This is a genomic window from Leclercia sp. LSNIH3 (genome assembly GCF_002935105.1).
Lineage (GTDB): Bacteria > Pseudomonadota > Gammaproteobacteria > Enterobacterales > Enterobacteriaceae > Enterobacter > Enterobacter adecarboxylatus.
Map to the genome: position 1 here is coordinate 3,398,977 of NZ_CP026387.1, position 20,070 is coordinate 3,419,046.

General features: G+C 56.9%; 21 protein-coding genes. 12 read left to right on the top strand and 9 right to left on the bottom strand.

The genetic code is table 11. The features are described 5' to 3' along the window. The first annotated feature begins 5 nt into the window (after nucleotides 1-5). The 11 genes from cysN to rpoS all read left to right on the top strand — a co-directional run bounded on the left by cysN (nucleotide 6) and on the right by rpoS (nucleotide 8,810). The gene (cysN, locus tag C3F35_RS16525; RefSeq protein ID WP_103792558.1) at nucleotides 6-1,433 is read left to right on the top strand and encodes a sulfate adenylyltransferase subunit CysN; all 1,428 of its coding nucleotides are present in this window, start codon (nucleotides 6-8) and stop codon (nucleotides 1,431-1,433) included. Further along, nucleotides 1,433-2,038, top strand: coding sequence for an adenylyl-sulfate kinase (cysC, locus tag C3F35_RS16530; protein WP_103792557.1), 606 nt, complete (start codon nucleotides 1,433-1,435; stop codon nucleotides 2,036-2,038). The genes cysN and cysC overlap by 1 nt, the downstream gene beginning before the upstream one ends. 57 nt (nucleotides 2,039-2,095) lie before the next feature. After that, the gene (locus C3F35_RS16535; protein ID WP_032613639.1) at nucleotides 2,096-2,419 is read left to right on the top strand and encodes a DUF3561 family protein; all 324 of its coding nucleotides are present in this window, start codon (nucleotides 2,096-2,098) and stop codon (nucleotides 2,417-2,419) included. A 167-nt stretch (nucleotides 2,420-2,586) separates the two neighbouring features. Beyond that, a complete protein-coding gene (ftsB, locus tag C3F35_RS16540; protein ID WP_032613637.1) occupies nucleotides 2,587-2,898 on the top strand; it encodes a cell division protein FtsB in 312 nt (103 codons plus the stop codon). 22 nt (nucleotides 2,899-2,920) lie between these two features. After that, complete coding sequence (gene ispD, locus C3F35_RS16545; protein ID WP_077227378.1) at nucleotides 2,921-3,631, top strand: 2-C-methyl-D-erythritol 4-phosphate cytidylyltransferase; 711 nt, start codon at nucleotides 2,921-2,923, stop codon at nucleotides 3,629-3,631. Next, nucleotides 3,631-4,110, top strand: a complete 480-nt coding sequence (gene ispF / locus C3F35_RS16550) for a 2-C-methyl-D-erythritol 2,4-cyclodiphosphate synthase (RefSeq protein ID WP_059307294.1) — start codon at nucleotides 3,631-3,633, stop codon at nucleotides 4,108-4,110. The genes ispD and ispF overlap by 1 nt, the downstream gene beginning before the upstream one ends. After that, a complete protein-coding gene (gene truD, locus C3F35_RS16555; protein WP_103792556.1) occupies nucleotides 4,107-5,156 on the top strand; it encodes a tRNA pseudouridine(13) synthase TruD in 1,050 nt (349 codons plus the stop codon). The genes ispF and truD overlap by 4 nt, the downstream gene beginning before the upstream one ends. Then, nucleotides 5,137-5,898: a 5'/3'-nucleotidase SurE gene (gene surE / locus C3F35_RS16560; RefSeq protein ID WP_032613629.1), complete on the top strand. Its 762-nt coding sequence runs from the start codon at nucleotides 5,137-5,139 to the stop codon at nucleotides 5,896-5,898. The genes truD and surE overlap by 20 nt, the downstream gene beginning before the upstream one ends. Then, on the top strand, nucleotides 5,892-6,518 hold the full coding sequence (locus C3F35_RS16565; protein WP_032613627.1) for a protein-L-isoaspartate(D-aspartate) O-methyltransferase: 627 nt from the start codon (nucleotides 5,892-5,894) through the stop codon (nucleotides 6,516-6,518). Before surE ends, C3F35_RS16565 begins: the two co-directional genes overlap by 7 nt. A 117-nt stretch (nucleotides 6,519-6,635) precedes the next feature. Next, on the top strand, nucleotides 6,636-7,757 hold the full coding sequence (gene nlpD / locus C3F35_RS16570; protein ID WP_103792555.1) for a murein hydrolase activator NlpD: 1,122 nt from the start codon (nucleotides 6,636-6,638) through the stop codon (nucleotides 7,755-7,757). A gap of 60 nt (nucleotides 7,758-7,817) precedes the next feature. Next, nucleotides 7,818-8,810 (top strand): RNA polymerase sigma factor RpoS, encoded by a 993-nt coding sequence (gene rpoS / locus C3F35_RS16575; RefSeq protein WP_103792554.1) that lies wholly within the window; start codon nucleotides 7,818-7,820, stop codon nucleotides 8,808-8,810. A gap of 51 nt (nucleotides 8,811-8,861) precedes the next feature. Here the strand turns inward: rpoS and C3F35_RS16580 are convergent, their stop codons facing one another. The 3 genes from C3F35_RS16580 to C3F35_RS16590 all read right to left on the bottom strand — a co-directional run bounded on the left by C3F35_RS16580 (nucleotide 8,862) and on the right by C3F35_RS16590 (nucleotide 12,248). Next, nucleotides 8,862-9,239 (bottom strand): DUF4440 domain-containing protein, encoded by a 378-nt coding sequence (locus C3F35_RS16580; RefSeq protein WP_077227376.1) that lies wholly within the window; start codon nucleotides 9,237-9,239, stop codon nucleotides 8,862-8,864. Nucleotides 9,240-9,342: 103 nt separating this feature from the next. Then, nucleotides 9,343-11,904: a DNA mismatch repair protein MutS gene (gene mutS / locus C3F35_RS16585; RefSeq protein WP_103792553.1), complete on the bottom strand. Its 2,562-nt coding sequence runs from the start codon at nucleotides 11,902-11,904 to the stop codon at nucleotides 9,343-9,345. A 113-nt stretch (nucleotides 11,905-12,017) separates the two neighbouring features. Further along, on the bottom strand, nucleotides 12,018-12,248 hold the full coding sequence (locus C3F35_RS16590) for a SymE family type I addiction module toxin (RefSeq protein WP_059307299.1): 231 nt from the start codon (nucleotides 12,246-12,248) through the stop codon (nucleotides 12,018-12,020). Between the two features lie 189 nt (nucleotides 12,249-12,437). Here C3F35_RS16590 and C3F35_RS16595 point away from each other — a divergent pair, with 189 nt between their 5' ends. Then, entirely contained in the window at nucleotides 12,438-12,782 is a 345-nt protein-coding gene (locus C3F35_RS16595) for a nitrous oxide-stimulated promoter family protein (RefSeq protein WP_032613618.1), read from the top strand. Nucleotides 12,783-12,786: 4 nt separating this feature from the next. Here the strand turns inward: C3F35_RS16595 and C3F35_RS16600 are convergent, their stop codons facing one another. From C3F35_RS16600 to ascF, 6 genes are all read right to left on the bottom strand, one after another. Then, complete coding sequence (locus C3F35_RS16600; protein ID WP_103792552.1) at nucleotides 12,787-14,019, bottom strand: MFS transporter; 1,233 nt, start codon at nucleotides 14,017-14,019, stop codon at nucleotides 12,787-12,789. Between the two features lie 13 nt (nucleotides 14,020-14,032). Beyond that, nucleotides 14,033-14,794 carry an ABC transporter ATP-binding protein gene (locus C3F35_RS16605; RefSeq protein ID WP_103792551.1) on the bottom strand — a complete coding sequence of 254 codons (762 nt, stop codon included), beginning with the start codon at nucleotides 14,792-14,794 and terminating at the stop codon, nucleotides 14,033-14,035. Then, the gene (locus tag C3F35_RS16610; protein WP_032613612.1) at nucleotides 14,794-15,831 is read right to left on the bottom strand and encodes a FecCD family ABC transporter permease; all 1,038 of its coding nucleotides are present in this window, start codon (nucleotides 15,829-15,831) and stop codon (nucleotides 14,794-14,796) included. The genes C3F35_RS16605 and C3F35_RS16610 overlap by 1 nt, the downstream gene beginning before the upstream one ends. After that, the gene (locus C3F35_RS16615) at nucleotides 15,831-16,829 is read right to left on the bottom strand and encodes an ABC transporter substrate-binding protein (protein ID WP_032613609.1); all 999 of its coding nucleotides are present in this window, start codon (nucleotides 16,827-16,829) and stop codon (nucleotides 15,831-15,833) included. Before C3F35_RS16615 ends, C3F35_RS16610 begins: the two co-directional genes overlap by 1 nt. A 198-nt stretch (nucleotides 16,830-17,027) precedes the next feature. Beyond that, entirely contained in the window at nucleotides 17,028-18,452 is a 1,425-nt protein-coding gene (locus C3F35_RS16620) for a 6-phospho-beta-glucosidase (RefSeq protein WP_032613669.1), read from the bottom strand. A gap of 18 nt (nucleotides 18,453-18,470) precedes the next feature. Next, entirely contained in the window at nucleotides 18,471-19,922 is a 1,452-nt protein-coding gene (ascF, locus tag C3F35_RS16625) for a PTS cellobiose/arbutin/salicin transporter subunit IIBC (RefSeq protein ID WP_103792550.1), read from the bottom strand. Between the last annotated feature and the right edge of the window lie 148 nt (nucleotides 19,923-20,070).

The following is a 20,070-nucleotide window of genomic DNA, read 5'->3' on the forward strand; positions in this document are numbered from 1 at the left end:
CCGCCATGAATACCACTATTGCTCAACAGATTGCGGATGAAGGCGGCGTAGAAGCCTACCTGCACGCACAACAGCATAAAAGCCTGCTGCGTTTTCTGACCTGCGGCAGCGTTGATGACGGCAAAAGCACGCTCATTGGCCGACTGCTGCACGATACCCGTCAGATCTATGAAGATCAGCTCTCATCCCTGCATAACGACAGCAAACGTCACGGCACCCAAGGCGAGAAGCTCGATCTGGCTCTGCTGGTAGATGGCCTGCAAGCAGAGCGCGAGCAGGGCATCACCATCGACGTGGCTTATCGCTATTTCTCCACCGAGAAGCGCAAATTTATCATCGCCGACACCCCGGGGCACGAGCAGTACACCCGTAATATGGCGACCGGTGCCTCAACCTGCGATCTGGCAATCCTGTTAATGGATGCCCGTAAAGGGGTGCTGGATCAGACTCGTCGTCACAGCTTTATCTCCACCTTGCTGGGGATCAAACACCTGGTGGTGGCAGTCAACAAGATGGACCTGGTTAACTTCAGCGAAGAGACGTTTAACGAGATCCGCGAAAGCTATCTCACCTTTGCCGAACAGCTGCCGGGCAACCTCGACATTCGCTTCGTGCCGCTCTCGGCGCTGGAAGGGGATAACGTGGCCTCCCAGAGCGCCAGCATGCCGTGGTACAGCGGCCCGACGCTGCTGGAAGTGTTAGAGACGGTTGAGATCCAGCGCAGCGTTGAGACGCAGCCGATGCGTTTCCCGGTGCAGTACGTTAACCGTCCGAACCTCGATTTCCGCGGCTTCTCCGGCACCCTTGCCTCCGGCAGCGTCCAGGTGGGTCAGCGCGTAAAAGTGTTGCCGTCAGGCGTGGAGTCTGCGATTACCCGCATCGTGACTTTTGATGGCGATCTGCAGGAAGCCGGGGCAGGCGAAGCCGTCACTCTGGTGCTGAAAGACGAAATCGATATCAGCCGCGGCGACCTGCTGGTGGATGCACAGGAGACCTTGCCTGCGGTGCAAAGCGCCGCCATTGATGTGGTGTGGATGGCGGAACAGCCCCTCACCCCGGGCCAGAGCTACGATATCAAAATCGCCGGTAAGAAGACCCGCGCCCGTGTGGACGGCATTCAGTATCAGGTGGATATCAACAATCTGGCGCAGCATAGCGTGGATGCGCTCCCGTTGAACGGCATTGGTCTGGTGGATTTCACTTTCGACGAACCGCTGGTGCTGGATCAGTATCAGCACAACCCGGTGACCGGGGGCTTAATCGTTATCGATCGCCTGACCAACGTCACCGTGGGCGCTGGCATGGTGCGCGAGCCGCACGAACAGGCGAGCGTGGTGCCGTCAGAATTCAGCGCCTTTGAACTGGAGCTGAACGCGCTGGTGCGCAAACACTTCCCGCACTGGGGCGCACGCGATCTGCTGGGAGGGAAGTAATGGCGCAGCATGATGAGAACGTCGTCTGGCATCCTCATCCGGTCACCGTAGCCGATCGCGAACAACTCCACGGTCACCGTGGGGTTGTGCTGTGGTTTACCGGGCTTTCTGGCTCCGGTAAATCCACCGTCGCAGGCGCACTGGAAGAGGCGCTGCATAAGTTAGGGGTCAGCACCTATCTGTTGGATGGCGACAATGTGCGTCACGGACTGTGCAGAGATTTGGGCTTTAGCGATGCGGATCGTAAAGAGAACATCCGTCGGGTGGGCGAAGTGGCCAGCCTGATGGCCGATGCCGGGCTGGTGGTGTTAACGGCGTTTATTTCGCCGCACCGTGCCGAGCGGCAGTTCGTGCGCGAGCGCGTCGGCCAGAACCGCTTTATCGAAGTCTTTGTTGATACCCCGCTGGCGATCTGCGAGCAGCGCGATCCGAAAGGGCTGTATAAAAAAGCCCGAGCGGGTGAATTGAAAAATTTCACCGGTATTGACGCAGTTTATGAAACCCCTGATGCGCCCGAAATTCATCTGGAAGGCCAACAATTGGTAACAAATTTAGTGAGCCAATTATTAGACCTGCTCAGACAGGGCGATATTATCAGATCCTGAGATAGTATCGATGGGGGGTGATCCCCCCATTGGTATGTCATGGTCACAGGATCAGCTATGCGAAACAGTGAAAACTACATTATCACCGGGTCGGACAGGGTATCGACAAATGACGAGACGACCTGGTCTTTCCCAGGGGCGATTGTCGGCTTCGCGTCATGGCTGATGGCACTGGGCATCCCGTTCCTGTTTTACGGCAGTAATACGCTGTTCTTTTTCCTCTATACCTGGCCTTTCTTCCTGGCGCTGATGCCCGTTGCTGTAGTGGTCGGGATTGCGCTGCACTCTCTGCTCAACGGCAAGCTGCTCTACAGTTCATTTACTACCGTGATGACGGTGGTGGCGATGGTCGGACTGTTATTTTTGTGGCTCATGGGATAAGTTCAGCCATAATTCAAACCGTCACTAACTGTGACACGGTGTTGGCTTGCGCGAATCTGCAAAAAAAATGTGGTACATTTGCCCGCAATGGTGCGGCATCTCTGTAGCCCCGATGTAGAGTCGTGGGGAAAGTTATGGGATGATGATGCCGTTTTTCAGGGGGCAGGATGGGTAAACTTACGCTGCTGTTGCTGGCTTTGTTGGTCTGGCTTCAGTATTCACTGTGGTTCGGTAAGAACGGTCTACACGACTACAGTCGCGTCAGCGATGACGTGACGGCGCAGCAGGCAACAAACAGCAAACTTAAAGCGCGAAACGATCAGCTGTTTGCGGAAATTGACGATCTCAATGGCGGACAAGAAGCCATTGAAGAGCGCGCGCGCAACGAACTCAGCATGACTAAGCCGGGCGAAACCTTCTATCGTCTGGTGCCGGATGCGTCTAAACGCAACCAGGGCTCAGTACAAAACACCCGATAATCAGGCCCAGGATTATTACGCCATGGCAGTCACTTTTTCGAACGTATGCGCCGTTGTGCCAGCCGCCGGGTTTGGCCGGCGCATGCAGACAGAATGTCCCAAGCAGTACCTTTCAATTGGTGATAAAACCATCCTTGAGCACACCGTGGCGGCGCTGCTGGCGAACCCACGCGTGACGCGGGTCGTTATCGCCATCAGCCCGGGCGACGCCCGCTTTGCTGCGTTGCCGCTTGCCAGCCATCCGCAGGTTACCGTTGTGGATGGTGGCGCAGAGCGCGCCGATTCGGTGTTGGCGGGTCTTCAGGCCGCCGGTGAAGCGCAGTGGGTGCTGGTGCATGACGCGGCGCGTCCGTGCCTGCATCAGGACGACCTGGCACGGCTGCTGGCCATCAGCGAAACCAGCCGCGTCGGCGGCATTCTCGCCACGCCGGTACGCGATACCATGAAGCGCGGCGAGCCGGGGCTTCCGGCCATCGCCCACACGGTGGAGCGCGTTGATCTCTGGCATGCGCTTACACCACAATTTTTCCCCCGTGAGTTGTTGCAGGCCTGCTTAACCCGTGCGCTTAACGAGGGCGCAACCATTACCGACGAAGCCTCGGCGCTGGAGTACTGCGGCTTCCACCCGGAACTCATTGAAGGGCGCGCAGATAATATAAAAGTGACGCGCCCCGAAGATTTACAGCTGGCAGAATTTTATCTTACCCGTTCGACCCATCAGGAGAAGGCATAATGCGAATTGGACATGGTTTTGACGTACACGCCTTTGGCGGTGAAGGCCCAATTATCATTGGCGGCGTACGCATCCCTTATGAAAAAGGACTGCTCGCGCATTCTGATGGCGATGTTGCTCTGCACGCGTTAACCGACGCGCTGCTCGGTGCCGCGGCGCTGGGCGATATCGGCAAACTGTTCCCGGACACCGATCCGGCCTTCAAAGGCGCCGACAGCCGCGAATTGCTGCGCGAAGCCTGGCGTCGTATTCAGGCCAAAGGCTATACCCTCGGAAACGTGGATGTGACCATTATTGCCCAGGCACCCAAAATGCTGCCGCATATCCCGCAGATGCGGGTGTTTATTGCCGAAGATCTCGGTTGCCACATGGACGACGTTAATGTCAAAGCCACCACCACGGAAAAGCTCGGCTTTGTCGGGCGTGGCGAAGGTATCGCCTGTGAAGCCGTGGCGCTGCTGGTGAAGGCGGCCAAATGACGGACTTTGATAACCTGACGTACCTGCACGGTAAACCACAGGGCACGGGCCTGCTAAAGGCCAATCCAGAAGATTTCGTGGTGATCGAAGATCTGGGCTTTGAGCCGGATGGCGAGGGCGAGCACATTCTGGTGCGGATCCTGAAAAACGGCTGTAACACCCGTTTTGTGGCCGAGGCGCTGGCTAAGTTCCTGAAAATTCATGCCCGTGAGGTAAGCTTCGCCGGGCAGAAAGATAAACAAGCTGTGACCGAGCAGTGGCTCTGCGCCCGCGTGCCGGGTAATGGGATGCCGGATTTAAGCCAGTTCCAGCTTGAGGGCTGTAAAGTACTTGAATACGCCCGTCACAAGCGCAAATTGCGCCTCGGCGCGTTAAAGGGCAATGCTTTTACGCTGGTACTGCGTGAAGTGAGCAACCGCGAAGACGTCGAAAAACGCCTGCAAGCCATCAGCGAGCAGGGCGTGCCGAACTATTTTGGTGCCCAGCGTTTTGGTATTGGCGGCAGTAACTTGCAGGGCGCGCTGCGCTGGGCGCAAAGCAATGCCCCGGTGCGTGACCGCAATAAACGCAGTTTTTGGTTGTCGGCAGCCCGCAGTGCGTTGTTTAATCAAATCGTAAGCGAGCGTCTGAAAAAAACAGACGCGAATCAAGTTGTTGTTGGCGATGCGCTACAATTAGCGGGACGCGGCAGCTGGTTCGTCGCCACTGACGAAGAAATGGCTGATTTGCAGGCCCGCGTCAATGCGAAAACCCTGCTGATCACCGCGGCCCTGCCGGGTACCGGCGAATGGGGGCCGCAGGGCGAGGCGCTGCAGGCTGAGCAGACGGCGATCGCCGATGAAACAGAATTATGCTCTCTGCTGGTGCGGGAAAAAGTCGAAGCGGCACGCCGGGCGATGCTGCTCTATCCGCAACAGTTGAGCTGGAACTGGTGGGATGACGTGACCGTCGAGTTACGTTTCTGGCTGCCGGCAGGTAGCTTTGCCACCAGTGTTGTCAGGGAACTTATCAACACTTCGGGTGACTATGCGAATATTGCTGAGTAACGATGACGGCATCCATGCGCCAGGCATTCAGACGCTGGCCAAGGCGCTACGAGAGTTTGCTGAGGTGCAGGTCGTGGCGCCCGATCGTAACCGCAGCGGTGCTTCTAACTCGTTAACCCTTGAGTCCTCTCTTCGCACCTTTACTTTCGATAACGGCGATATCGCCGTACAGATGGGTACTCCGACGGACTGTGTCTTTCTCGGCGTCAATGCGCTGATGCGACCGCGCCCGGACGTAGTAGTCTCCGGCATTAATGCCGGCCCCAATCTGGGCGATGATGTGATCTATTCCGGCACCGTGGCAGCCGCCATGGAGGGACGCCACCTCGGTTTCCCAGCGCTGGCGGTATCGCTCAACGGGCATCAGCATTACGACACCGCTGCCGCGGTGACCTGCTCTATTTTGCGCGCGCTGAGCCGCGAGCCGCTGCGCACCGGGCGAATCCTCAATATCAACGTCCCGGACCTGCCGCTGGACCAAATTAAAGGCATTCGCGTAACGCGTTGCGGTAGCCGCCACCCGGCGGATAAAGTGATTCCGCAGGAAGATCCACGGGGTAATACCCTGTACTGGATTGGCCCACCGGGTGAAAAACACGATGCGGGACCGGATACCGACTTCGCCGCGGTGGACGAAGGGTACGTTTCCGTCACGCCTCTGCATGTGGATTTGACCGCGCATAACGCGCAGGATGTGGTGTCAGGCTGGCTGGATCGCGCCGGAGTTAGCTCACAATGGTAAGTAAACGTGTACAAACCCTTCTGGATCAATTACGCACTCAGGGTATTGCGGATGAGCATGTACTTAATGCCATCTCGCTGGTGCCGCGTGAAAAGTTCGTCGATGAGGCGTTTGAGCACAAAGCCTGGGAAAATGTCGCCTTGCCGATAGGCCAGGGACAAACCATTTCGCAGCCCTATATGGTGGCGCGAATGACCGAACTTCTGGAGCTGACCCCGGACTCGCGGGTACTGGAGATCGGCACCGGGTCAGGTTACCAGACCGCCATTCTGGCGCATCTGGTGCATCATGTCTGCTCGGTGGAGCGTATTAAGGGCTTGCAGTGGCAAGCGCGTCGTCGCCTGAAGCAGCTTGATTTACATAATGTTTCTACCCGTCACGGGGATGGATGGCAGGGCTGGAAGGCACGCGGCCCCTTTGATGCCATTATCGTGACGGCAGCACCGCCGGAAATCCCGGCTGCGCTTATGGCGCAACTGGATGACGGCGGGATCCTCGTTTTACCGGTGGGCGATGAACATCAGCTGTTAAAGCGTGTTCGTCGACGGGGCGACGAGTTCATCATCGATACCGTAGAAGCCGTACGTTTTGTGCCTCTGGTAAAAGGAGAGCTCGCCTGAGACTCGGATTTTTCCAGGGTTATTCAGGCCAATTCAGCGTATGGTTGTGGCGCAAAAGCGCGTGACACTACGGTTAATTTTAAGTCACTGGTAACTAAAAACATTCCTGGGGGATAAATGAGCGCGGGAAGCCCAAAATTCACCATCAGCCGAGTTGCGGCACTGTCACTGGTTTCACTGTGGCTGGCAGGTTGTACATCCTCAAATAATGCCCCTGCGCCGGTGAGTTCCGTTGGCGGCAACAGCGGATCCGGCAGTTCATCCGGCGGCATGCTGATCACCCCTCCGCCTAAGATGGGCACCACAACACAACAAACACCGCAAATTCAGCCTGTTCAGCGTCCGGTTACCCAGCCAGTACAGATTCAGCCAGTGGATCAGCCTGTCCAGACGGAAAATGGCCGCATTGTGTATAACCGTAAGTATGGGAACATTCCGAAAGGGAGCTATACCGGCGGCAGTACGTACAGGGTAAAACGCGGCGATACTTTATTCTATATTGCCTGGATCACCGGGAACGATTTCCGTGATCTTGCGCAGCGAAATAACGTTCAGGCCCCGTATGGTCTGGAAGTTGGCCAAACGCTACAGGTAGGCAATAACACTGGCGCACCGTTAACGCCTGGCAATACCGTGTCGGTGGCTGACGTAACGGCGCAAAATAACAGTGTGACGCCTGCGCAAAAATCAAGCACAGTGGTTGCGTCGCAACCGACAATTACGTATTCTGAGGATTCAGGTGAACAGAGTGCTAACAAGATGTTGCCGAACAACAAAGGGTCTGCGGCTGTTGTCACAGCGCCCGTTACGGCACCTGTCGTTAGCTCTACCGTGCCCGTTGCCAGCAGTATGACGTCCAGCTCGCCAATCTCTTCATGGCGCTGGCCGACTGAAGGCAAGGTCATCGAGAACTTTTCTTCCTCCGAGGGGGGAAATAAAGGTGTCGATATCGCAGGAAGTAAGGGACAGGCTATTATCGCGACCGCAGATGGACGCGTGGTATATGCCGGTAACGCTCTGCGAGGTTACGGTAATCTTATTATCATAAAACACAACGATGATTACCTGAGTGCCTACGCCCATAACGATACGATGCTGGTCCGGGAACAACAAGAAGTTAAGGCGGGGCAAAAAATAGCTACTATGGGTAGCACCGGAACCAGTTCTACACGCTTGCATTTTGAAATTCGTTACAAGGGGAAATCCGTAAACCCGCTGCAATATTTACCGCAGCGATAATTTGGCGGGACATACCACTTCGGTTGTCTCGGTCAGGGATCACGGGTAGGAGCCACCTTTATGAGTCAGAATACGCTGAAAGTTCATGATTTAAATGAAGATGCGGAATTTGATGAGAACGGAACTGAGGTTTTTGATGAAAAAGCCTTAGTAGAAGAGGAACCCAGTGATAACGATTTAGCTGAAGAAGAGCTGTTATCGCAGGGCGCCACTCAACGTGTGCTGGACGCGACTCAGCTTTATCTGGGAGAGATTGGATACTCTCCACTGTTAACAGCAGAAGAAGAAGTTTATTTCGCGCGCCGGGCACTACGTGGTGATGTGGCATCACGCCGTCGTATGATTGAAAGTAACCTGCGTCTGGTGGTCAAGATTGCCCGTCGTTACAGCAATCGTGGTCTGGCTCTGCTGGATCTGATTGAAGAGGGCAACCTGGGGCTGATCCGCGCGGTAGAGAAATTTGACCCTGAACGTGGGTTCCGTTTCTCAACATATGCGACATGGTGGATTCGACAGACCATCGAACGGGCAATCATGAACCAAACCCGTACGATTCGACTGCCTATTCACATCGTGAAAGAGCTGAACGTATATCTGCGTACCGCTCGTGAGTTGTCCCATAAACTGGACCACGAGCCAAGTGCGGAAGAGATTGCCGAGCAGCTTGATAAACCGGTTGATGATGTAAGCCGTATGCTGCGTCTCAACGAGCGTATTACCTCCGTCGACACCCCGCTGGGTGGCGATTCAGAGAAAGCGCTGCTGGACATCCTGGCCGATGAAAAAGACAACGGCCCGGAAGACACCACGCAGGACGATGATATGAAACAGAGCATCGTCAAATGGCTGTTCGAACTGAACGCTAAACAGCGTGAAGTGCTGGCACGTCGTTTCGGTCTGCTGGGGTATGAAGCTGCGACACTGGAAGATGTCGGTCGTGAAATCGGCCTGACCCGTGAACGTGTTCGTCAGATTCAGGTAGAAGGTCTGCGTCGCCTGCGTGAAATCCTGCAGGGCCAGGGGCTGAATATCGAAGCGCTGTTCCGTGAGTAAGCAACTTTTCATCCAAAAAAGGCCCGTCTCTCGACGGGCCTTTTTCTTTGGTTATGGCTGCGTGGTTTCGTGCAGCAGACGCCAGGTTATGGTATCGCCTTCCTGATTCAGTACCGCACTTGACCAGCGCACGTTGACCGGCTGATCGGGGCGGGTTTGCGTTTCGCGGTAGTGAAGTACTGCGCCGTTGTCCCAGGTTTGCAACGTCGTTAATTCATCAATCACGATCTTCAGCCCCGGACGGCTGCCGCGCTGAGCCTCAAGGAAACGCGCCAGTGCGGGATGATCCAGATGTGCGCCTGTTGGCGCAATCATCAGGAAGTCCTGACGAAAACGGGCGAGCAGGGGGGCGAGATCGCCTTCACCCAGGCCTAACCAGTTTTCTAACGCGATGTGAGCATCAATAATTTCTGTTTCATAGCAGGTCATTCTTTCTCCTTTACCCTTAAGTGGCGGATGAATTTAGTCACCGGCGATGTTCATCACAGCTCACGCAGGCCCGGCAAGCGTAGCGCCGCCGGGCGTGTCGGACTTATACCAGATTTTTCAAGCGATAGATCCACTCCAGTGCCTGACGTGGCGACAGAGTATCCGGGTCAAGATTCTCCAGCGCTTCCAGCGCCGGGGAGGTCTCTTCGGCTGGCACCAGCAATGACATCTGCGTCCCGTCTACCTGGGTCGCTGCCGCGTTTGGCGCCAGGCTTTCCAGCTCGCGCAGCTTCTGACGTGCGCGCTTGATCACCTCTTTCGGCACCCCCGCCAGCGCAGCCACGGCCAGACCGTAGCTTTTGCTCGCCGCGCCATCCTGCACGCTGTGCATAAAGGCGATGGTATCCCCGTGCTCCAGCGCATCCAGATGCACGTTTGCCACGCCCTCCATCTTCTCCGGCAGTTGGGTCAGCTCGAAGTAGTGGGTAGCAAACAGGGTCAGGGCTTTGATTTTATTGGCCAGGCTTTCGGCACACGCCCACGCCAGAGACAGGCCGTCATAGGTAGAGGTTCCGCGGCCAATCTCATCCATCAGCACCAGGCTGTACTCCGTGGCGTTGTGCAGAATGTTGGCGGTTTCGGTCATCTCCACCATAAAGGTTGAACGACCGCTCGCCAGATCGTCCGCCGCGCCCACGCGGGTAAAGATACGGTCGATGGGGCCGATCTCTACCTTTTGTGCCGGAACGTAGCTGCCGATATAGGCCAGCAGGGCAATCAGCGCCGTCTGGCGCATATAGGTACTTTTACCGCCCATGTTCGGCCCGGTAATGATCAGCATGCGCCGCTGCGGTGACAGGTTCAGCGGGTTCGCGATGAACGGCTCATTCAATACCTGCTCAACCACCGGGTGACGGCCTTCGGTAATGCGTACGCCAGGTTTATCGCTAAAGGTCGGGCAGCAGTAGTTCAGCGTTTCGGCGCGTTCCGCCAGGTTAACCAGCACATCCAGCTCGGCCAATGCAGTCGCGCTCTGCTGCAGATCTGCCAGGTGCGGCATCAGCATATCGAAGAGAGCGTCATACAGCTGTTTTTCCAGCGCCAGGGCTTTGCCCTTCGAGGTGAGCACTTTGTCTTCGTACTCTTTCAGCTCAGGAATAATGTAACGCTCGGCGTTTTTCAGCGTCTGGCGGCGCACATAGTGGATAGGTGCCAGGTGGCTCTGCCCGCGGCTGATCTGAATGAAGTAGCCGTGTACCGCGTTGTAACCGACCTTCAGGGTGTCCAGCCCGAGCCGCTCACGTTCGCGGATCTCCAGCTTATCGAGATAATCTGTTGCGCCGTCGGCCAGTGCTCGCCACTCGTCCAGCTCCGCGTTGTAACCCGGAGCGATGACGCCGCCGTCGCGTACCAGCACAGGCGGGGACTCAATAATGGCCTTTTCCAGCAGTTCGCGCAGTTCGCTGAATTCGCCCATCGCGTCGCGCAGCTTCTGCACCGGCGCGCTGTCGATCTCTGCCAGCTGGCTGCGCAGTTCAGGCAACTGCTGGAACGCGTGGCGCATCCGGGCGAGATCGCGCGGGCGTGCGGTGCGCAGCGCCAGACGCGCCAGAATACGCTCCAAATCACCCACCTGGCGTAACACCGGTTGCAGTTCGCTGTATCGGTCCTGCAGGGCACCAATAGTCTGCTGGCGTCCGGTGAGCGTATTGATGTCGCGAACCGGCATATGCAGCCAGCGTTTCAGCATTCGGCTGCCCATCGGAGTGACGGTGCTGTCGAGCACCGAGGCGAGGGTGTTTTCGACACCACCGGCCAGGTTCTGGGTGATCTCCAGATTGCGGCGGGTGGCGGCATCCATAATGATGCTGTCCTGCTGGCGCTCAATCGTAATAGAACGGATATGCGGCAGGGCGGTGCGCTGGGTATCTTTCACATACTGCAGTAAACAGCCAGCAGCGCACAGGCCGCGCGGGGCATTTTCAACCCCAAAGCCGGTCAAATCGCGAGTGCCAAACTGCAGATTGAGCTGCTGGCGCGCGGTATCTATTTCAAATTCCCACAGCGGACGACGACGCAGGCCGCGACGGCCTTCGAGCAGCCCCATCTCAGCAAAATCTTCGGCGTACAGTAGCTCAGCCGGATTGGTGCGCTGCAGCTCGGCGGCCATAGTTTCCCGGTCGGCCGGTTCGCTCAGGCGAAAACGCCCGGAGCTAATATCCAGTGTGGCGTAGCCGAAACCTTTGCTGTCCTGCCAGATAGCAGCAAGCAGGTTATCCTGGCGCTCCTGTAACAGGGCTTCATCGCTGATGGTGCCGGGCGTAACGATGCGCACCACTTTGCGCTCGACCGGGCCTTTAGAGGTGGCGGGATCGCCAATCTGTTCGCAGATGGCGACCGACTCACCCTGATTGACCAGCTTCGCCAGGTAGTTCTCTACCGCGTGATGCGGGATCCCGGCCATGGGGATCGGTTCCCCGGCCGAAGCGCCGCGTTTGGTCAGCGAGATGTCGAGCAGCTGAGACGCCCGTTTCGCATCGTCATAAAACAGCTCGTAAAAGTCACCCATCCGGTAAAACAGCAGGATCTCTGGATGCTGAGCTTTCAGCTTCAGATACTGCTGCATCATGGGGGTGTGCGCGTCGAAATTGTCAGTAGTGGTCATGGAGTGATGATGTCCATTTCTTTGAAAATAGTGCTGTTCAGGCGACGTTAGGGTCGTGTAATGCCTCTATTGTCGCATGAAAAAAAGACCCGGCGCAGCAAAATGTCGCGACTTTACGAGGCCTCTTCCTGAACCAGCTCAATCACCAATTTCCCCTGTTCGACCAGCACCCGCACCTGGGAATGGGTTTTAAAACCCGCCTCTTCCAGCCAGTCGCCTTTCAAACTGAGCGCGGCATGCACGCTGTAGCGCGTCGGAATTTTGGTCTTACGATCCTCGTGACGCTTTCTGAAATAGCCCACGGTGAGGTGACGGCTCGGTCTGGAGAGGGGCATATCCGACATAGAAACTCCTTTTTCGCAGGGTAGGATCCGGTGACATAAACACCTGTATAAAATGTCAGTAAAATGAGGCGAAGACAAACCTATAACTGCGAAGCGCCTTCAGGAAACGGAATGTAAAATATGAAATCGGGCTGAACATCCAGCCTGAAAAGAGTATTATAAATGCAACTTTTTAGTGGGTATCAGGCCATGTCAGGAAAACGGATCGCGCGCGAAAAAGAGACCATCCGCAAGATGATCGCGCTGTATGAAAAGCAGTGTCCGCAGGCATCGAAAGCCGCGGGGCACTATCCGGCGCTGAATGAGTACGCCGACAAGCGGCTGGATAAATGCGTGTTTGGCGAGGAGAAACCGGCCTGCAAACAGTGTCCGGTACACTGCTATCAGCCGGCCAAACGCGAAGAGATGAAACAGGTGATGCGTTGGGCAGGGCCACGGATGTTGTGGCGTCATCCGATTTTAACCGTTCGCCATCTTATCGACGATCGTCGCCCGGTCCCTGAACTGCCGGAAAAATACCGCCCGAAAAAGTGATCTCTCAGGTGCGCGGCCTGCGCATCGGGCGGCAGATAAAGATCATGGCGATTGCGCTGCACAGCGGAAACACCGCCAGCACCAGCCACGGCGCACTCGCTCCGATGGAGGGCGTCAGCGCCTGGTCGAGCAGGTCACCCAGCAACAAATTCCCCGCCAGCACCGCGCAGCCACCCGCGGTGGCCAGCGCACCGTAATGCGCGCCTAATGTCGATTCACTCGCAAACCACGGCACCACATCTTTGCCCGCCGGCACCAGCAGCATCTGCCCGGTGGTAAGCAGCGTGACAAAGCAGGCCGCAGGCAGCAGACGCAGCCAGCCGGTTGCAGGTTCCGAGGGCGCAAAAAGCGCGACGCTCAGGAAGGACGCAGAGATCAGCAAAAACCCCACCGGCAGGACCCGTATCGCCCCCACCCGGCGGGCCACGCGCGCCAGCGGCAGCTGAAAGAAGATCACCAGCGCTGATGCCAGCATAAACAGCGGGCCGAGATCTTTTTCGCTGCCGCCCGCGCGCTGGATCTCGACCGGCAGCGCCAGATAGAGCTGGTTATAGCTTAACAGCCAGCTGCTCCAGGCGATGATAAAGGCCACGAACCGCGGCTGGTGAAAGGTGGTCCACCACGGAGTAATGTGCAGCGGCTGGTTTTTTGCCGATCCGGCAGGCAGACAGAAGAAGAGCACAATCAGCGCCACCACAAAGACCGCTGCACCTGCCAGGGCCACCTGACGAAAGCCCAGACCGGTGAGCAGGGCGCCCGCCACCGGGCCGAGCACCGCCCCCAGTTCGCCACATACTGCAAACAGGGCGAACCACTCGGCGCGGCTGCGTTTGCCTTGTGCCTCGCTGCGGGTTCCGGCTTTTGCCAGTAAGGCCTCAATGGAGGGAGAAAAGAGCGCGCCGCCAATCCCGGTGAGGCACGCCCCGGCAATAATGACGGGCAGGCTGTAGCCAAAGGCCAGCAGCAGATAGCCCACCACCCGTACAACGCAGCCGCAAAGAATAATGATGCGCGCGCCGTAACGGTCGGAGAGGGCACCGCCGACAATAAACATCCCTTGCTGTGAGAAGGTGCGCAGCCCGAGCACCAGCCCGATAAGCCCGCCGGAGAGCAGCATATCGTCGCGTAAAAAGATCGCCAGGAAGGGGACGACGGCATAAAAACCAATGTTGAAAACAAACTGGCTGCCCAGTAAGACAGGCGGCCAGAGTTGTTTAGCGGGGCGGATCAGGGTCACGGCTTACCTCGCCTCAGACGAGGTAATGAATGTGTTTTTTGCCGTGGTAAGGCGACAGTTCAATGCGGGTTTTCACCCGGAAGACCTCCCACAGCAACTCTTCGGTCAGGATCTCCTGCGGCGTGCCGGTGGCCACAATGCGCCCTTTCTGCAACACAACCAACGCATCGCAGAACATCGAGGCGTGGTTGAGATCGTGGATGGCGACAATGCTGGTGACCGGCAGCTGGCTGATCAGCTGCATCAGCTGCATCTGATGATGGATATCCAGGTGGTTAGTCGGTTCGTCCAGCAGGATTTCGGTTGGCATCTGCGCCAGTGCCCGGGCAATGTGTACGCGCTGGCGTTCCCCGCCGGACAGGCTTTGCCAGCCCTGATCGCTGTTATGCAGCATATCCACCGTTTTCAGCGCTGAATTCACGGTCTCATCATCCTGCGCTGTCCAGCCGGAAAACGGTGAATGGTGCGGAATACGCCCAAGTTTCACCACGTCCCGCACACGCATATTGGCATCGGTCATGCCGTGTTGTTCCACAAAGGCCACCCGACGGGCGAGCTGCTTTTTGGCAATCCCACTGATGCTTTTACCATCCAGCGCAATGGTGCCTGAATGCGGACGACGCAAACCGGCAAGGATCCGCAGCAGCGACGATTTGCCAGAGCCGTTTGGCCCCAGCAGGCCGACAGTCTGCCCCGGCGATACCGTCAGAGAGACATTATCGACGATGACCTTTTTACCCACCTTCCAGGTGATATTTTCAGCCGTGATGCTCATCACTTATTCCTTGAACGATAGATAATCATGGCAAAGAACGGAACGCCCACCAGCGCGGTGACCACGCCAACCGGCAGGCTTTGCGGGGCGATCAGTAGGCGGGAGGCGATATCCGCCAGCACCATCAGGATTGCGCCAGCCAGAGCGCTGGCAATGAGCAGCGTGCGGTGCAGCGGGCCGAAGAAGAAGCGCATCACGTGCGGCACAACCAGGCCGACAAAGCCAATAGAGCCTGCCATGCTGACGATGGTCGCCGTCATTAACGCAGTAACGATAAACAGAATCAGGCGTACCCAGGGAACGGCGATCCCCAGCGAGGCGGCGGCATCGTCGCCAAAGGTAAAGGCGTCCAGCGCTCTGGCGTAATACAGACAAACAGCCAGACCGACCAGCATCACCACCAGCACCAGCTGGAACTCGGGCCATCTCACGCCGCTAAAACTGCCCAGCAGCCAGAACATTACGTCGCGCGCCTGTTGGGCGCTGGCCGAGGTGCTGATGGTGTAAGCGGTAATGGCGTTAAACAGCTGCGAGGCTGCCACACCCGCAAGGATGGTGCGTTCGCTGCCGCCGCGGGCGCCGTTGGTCAGCAGGGCGACAAAGGCAAAGGCGGTAAAGGCACCGGCAAAAGCGCCAGCGGAGAGGGTGACGGTGCCGCTGCCAATGCCCAGCACTACCACCGAGACCGCGCCGGTGGACGCCCCGGCTGACACACCCAGCACGTAGGGTTCTGCGAGGGCATTTTTCAGCAGGCTTTGCAGCACCGCGCCGCAAATGGCCAGCCCCGCGCCGCAGCAGGCGGCCACCAGCGCCCGGCTCAGGCGGAAGTCCCAGATCACGCTCTCGTAGATGCGGTTGAGTGGAGCCTCGGTTAAGCCAATTTTATTGGTAATGGCATAGAACACGCTTTGCAGGGGGATCGACAGTTCCCCCACGCTGACGCCGATGGCGATAACCAGCAGCAAAGCCACGACCGCCAGGAAACCCGACGCAGGCAACAGCCAGTTCAGTCGGGTCTGTTGAACCACTGCGGTCATTAATTAAGCCCCATCTTTCTCAGCTGTTCCCCAATCTGCTCTGCGCCATAGATGGTGCGGATTGTCGGGTTCATCGCCTGGCCGTCCATGATCACAATGTGACCTTTTTTAACGGCTTCCAGCTGGCTGACAGCCGGATCGCTCTTCAGGAATTTGATTTTTTCCTGGGCATTGTCCAGCGCCCAGCGGTTACGGTCGAGGCTGGAAACGACGATCACGTCCGGGTTGGCGGCAATAATGCTTTCCCAGCCAACGGTTGGCCATTCGGTTTCAGAGGTGATGGCGTTGTGGCCGCCCAGCACATTGGCGATAAAACCAGAGGCGCTGTTTTTGCCGCCGACGTAAGCGTCAGAAGAGGGGGATGAGCTGGAGAACCAGAAGACGAATGACAGGTCTTTTTTGTTTTTGCTGAATTCGCTGCGCAGGTCGGCTTCGCGCTTTTTGAAATCGGCAATCAGCGCCTGGCCGCGATCTTCGACATTAAAGATTTTGGCGAAATCTTCGATCTCTTTATAAAGGAAGGTCATATCCCAGAGCTTCTGGCGGCTGCCGTACATATCGCCAACGCCTTTTTTGGTGGCACACATGCCTGGCGACATATAGCTGTTCACGCCCACGGTGGCCAGATCTTCGCGTTTGGCGACTTTACTCTCTGGCCCCAGCAGCAGCGGCAGCTGCGCCGGAACGAAGTCCGGATTTTGCGCCAGAATGGATTCCAGCGTCGGGATCTCGACGGTCAGCGTTTTGACTTTTTTGTTCTGTTCAGCCAGCTGCGGCAGCACTTTGGTGGGCCAGAAGGCGCTGGCGACCACTTTATCTTGCAGGCCTAACAGCAGCAGAATTTCAACGGTGTTTTGTCCCAGCGCGACGACGCGCTCCGGGGCTTTAGTGAAGGTTTCTTTATATCCGCAATTCTCAATCGTCAGAGGATAGGTGGTCGCAAAGGCGGAGCCTGCTGTGGCAATCAGCAATCCTAATGCGCTGATGATCTTCTTCATGGAACGCTATCCTTCATTAATTTATTTATTGATCACAGCCCGGACATCTGGCTGAGAATGAATATCATTTATTTTGGCGGAGTTTTATACAACGATATATTCATTGTGTCAATGAATGATGGTAACGTGATGAAATTATTGTGTTTATCAAGGGATTTGCAGGCCGGGCAAGCGTGGCGCCGCCCGGCGAAGGCGGGATTACTCTAAATCAGCACCGTTGCTGGCGATCACTTTTTTGTACCACCAGAACGATTTTTTACGTTTACGATCAAGGGTACCGTTACCGGCGTCATCACGATCGACATAGATAAAGCCGTAGCGCTTGCTCATCTCGCCCGTTGAGGCGGCCACCAGATCAATACAGCCCCAGCTGGTGTAGCCGATCAGCGGGACCCCGTCCTCTATTGCGTCGCCCATGGCGCGGATATGCTCTCGCAGGTAGCTGATGCGGTAGTCGTCGTTGATCTCGCCGTTGGCGTCCGGCTCGTCTTTCGCGCCGAGGCCGTTCTCCACCAGGAACAGCGGTTTCTGATAGCGGTCGTACATCATGTTCATGGTGATACGCAGGCCGAGCGGGTCGATGCCCCAGCCCCATTCGCTCACCTCGATATGCGGATTGCGCAGGGACTTGACGATGTTGGCCGCGCTGGTGTTGTTGGCATTCATGTCTGCCGAAGCACAACGCGAAGCGTAATAGCTGAACGACACAAAATCGACGGTGTGTTTCAGCAGCGCGTCATCGCCCGGATCTTTGACAATCACCACGCCTTTTTCGCGGAACACGCGGGCAGAGTAGGCCGGATAGCTGCCACGGGCTTGCACGTCGATAAAGAACAGGTTCTCGCGGTCTTTTTCCAGTGCCGTCCATACGTCTTCGGGTTTACAGGAGTACGGGTAGAAATTGCCGCCCGCCAGCATACAGCCCACCTGGTTTTGCGGGTTCACCTCGTGGGCGATTTTGGTCGCCAGCGCGCTTGCCACCAGCTCGTGGTGCGCCGCCTGATACTTCACCTGATCTTCGTTTTCGCCTTCTTCGAACACCAGCCCGGCCCCGGAGAACGGGCTGTGCAGCATAATGTTGATTTCGTTGAAGGTGAGCCAGTATTTCACCAGCCCGTTGAATTCTTCAAAACAGGTGCGCGCATAGCGGGCGAAGAAGTCGACCATCTTGCGGTTACGCCAGGAGCCATACTCGGTCACCAGATGCATCGGGACATCGAAGTGACACAGCGTGACCAGCGGCTCGATGTTGTACTTCCTGCACTCTTCGAACACCGCACGATAAAACGCAATCCCTTCTTTATTAGGCAGCGGCTCGTCGCCATTCGGGTAGAGACGGCTCCAGGCAATCGAGGTACGGAATACCGTGAAGCCCATCTCGGCCATTAAGGCGATGTCTTCTTTATAGCGATGGTAAAAATCAATTGCTTCGTGGCTCGGATAAAATTCCTCCTCACGCAGCGCAAAGCGTTTTTCCTTACCCACTTTCACCGCCAGGCGATGTGCGCCGTGGGGGATCATATCGACGGTGGTTAAGCCCTTGCCGCCTTCACGGTATGCGCCCTCGCTCTGGTTAGCGGCCAGTGCGCCGCCCCATAAAAATCCTTGTGGAAAAACTGACATTTTTACCTCGCTATACATTTATGCTTGTGCTGCTTTAGCCTGAACCGGCGCGGTTTGCAGGGCGCGCGCTTTTTCCGCTTCCTCTTCTACCGGGATATCTTCAAAGCCCAGGATCAGGGTCAGCACGAAAGAGAGCACCACGGCCAGGGCCATCACTCCGAATACCCAGACGATGGACATCGGGTTCGCCGGGTCAAAGAACTGGACGCTGGTAAACAGGCCCGGTGCCGCCATTGAGTGGCTGGCCAGTCCGGCAATCCCGGCGACGGCGCCGCAGATAAAACCACTGATCAGGCTTGCAATTAAAGGACGTTTCAGGCGAACCGCGACACCGTACAGCGCCGGTTCAGAGATCCCTGCCATGATGGCAGAGGCCGCCGCCGCCAGCGCCGTCTGGCGCAGTTCCGGGTTTTTAGTTTTCCACGCCACCGCCAGCGACGAACCGCCAAGCGACAGGTTGGCACCAATTTCAGACGGCATTACCATCCCTTCTTTACCGGTTTCGGCAATGGTTTGAATGATAGTAGGGGTAAAGACACGGTGCATACCGGTCATGACCAGCAGCGGCCACAGCGCGCCCATAATGGCCACGGACAACCAGCCCAGATAACCGTGAATGGTGTAAACCAGTGAAGAGATGCCGCTACCGATCCAGATCCCCAGCGGCCCAATCAGGACGATGGCGAGCGGGGCGGCAATCAGGACGATCAGCATCGGTTTGAGGAAGTTTTTGGTGACGGCTGGGGTAATTTTGTCCACCCAGCGTTCGATATACGACAGGCACCAGGTCATCACCAGCGCCGGGATCACCGTGTAGGTGTATTTCACCGCGGTGACCGGAACAAAGGCGAACTCAACGTGCTCGCCCTGCGCCGCTTTGGCCATCAGTTCGATAAAGCTCGGGTGCACCAGCACGCCCGCAATGGCAATCGCCAGCGACATGTTGGTTTTGAATTTCACCGCGGCGGAGGCCGCCACCATCAGCGGCAGGAAGAAGAAGGCACCATCGCCGATCACCGTCAGAATGGTCAGCGTCGGCTCGCCTTTGGTCAGCACGCCGGTCATCTCAAGGATCATCGCCAGCAGCTTGACCATCGATCCGCCGATGATCGCCGGGATCAGCGGTGACATCGTGCCGATCAGCGCATCCAGGATCCCCGCGCCAATGCGTCGCAGCGTCAGTTTTTGCGGCCCCTGGGGCGCAGCAGGTTGCATCTCGGCGGGCAGCAGATTGACCACCTCGCGGTACGCCTGGGACACGGTATTGCCGATGATTACCTGGCACTGGTTGTCGTTGCGCACTACCCCCAGCACGCCGCTGATGCTTTTAAGCGTGGCGCTGTCAATCAGGCTCTCGTCTTTCGCCACAAAGCGCAGTCGGGTCATACAGTGGGTGACGGCGACGATGTTTTCTTTGCCGCCGAGCGCGCTGACAACGGCATTCGCCAGCGCAGCATAATTTTTGGCCATCGGGTTGTATCCTGTTTTATCAGTAAGGTACGTCTTCACCGTATGCAACGATGAAACTTATATAGGAAACCGGTTCCACAAAATCATGAAGAGTTTCTATGGATCAAACAAGATCACGTTTTGCCCATTTTTTAGATTCGTGATGACG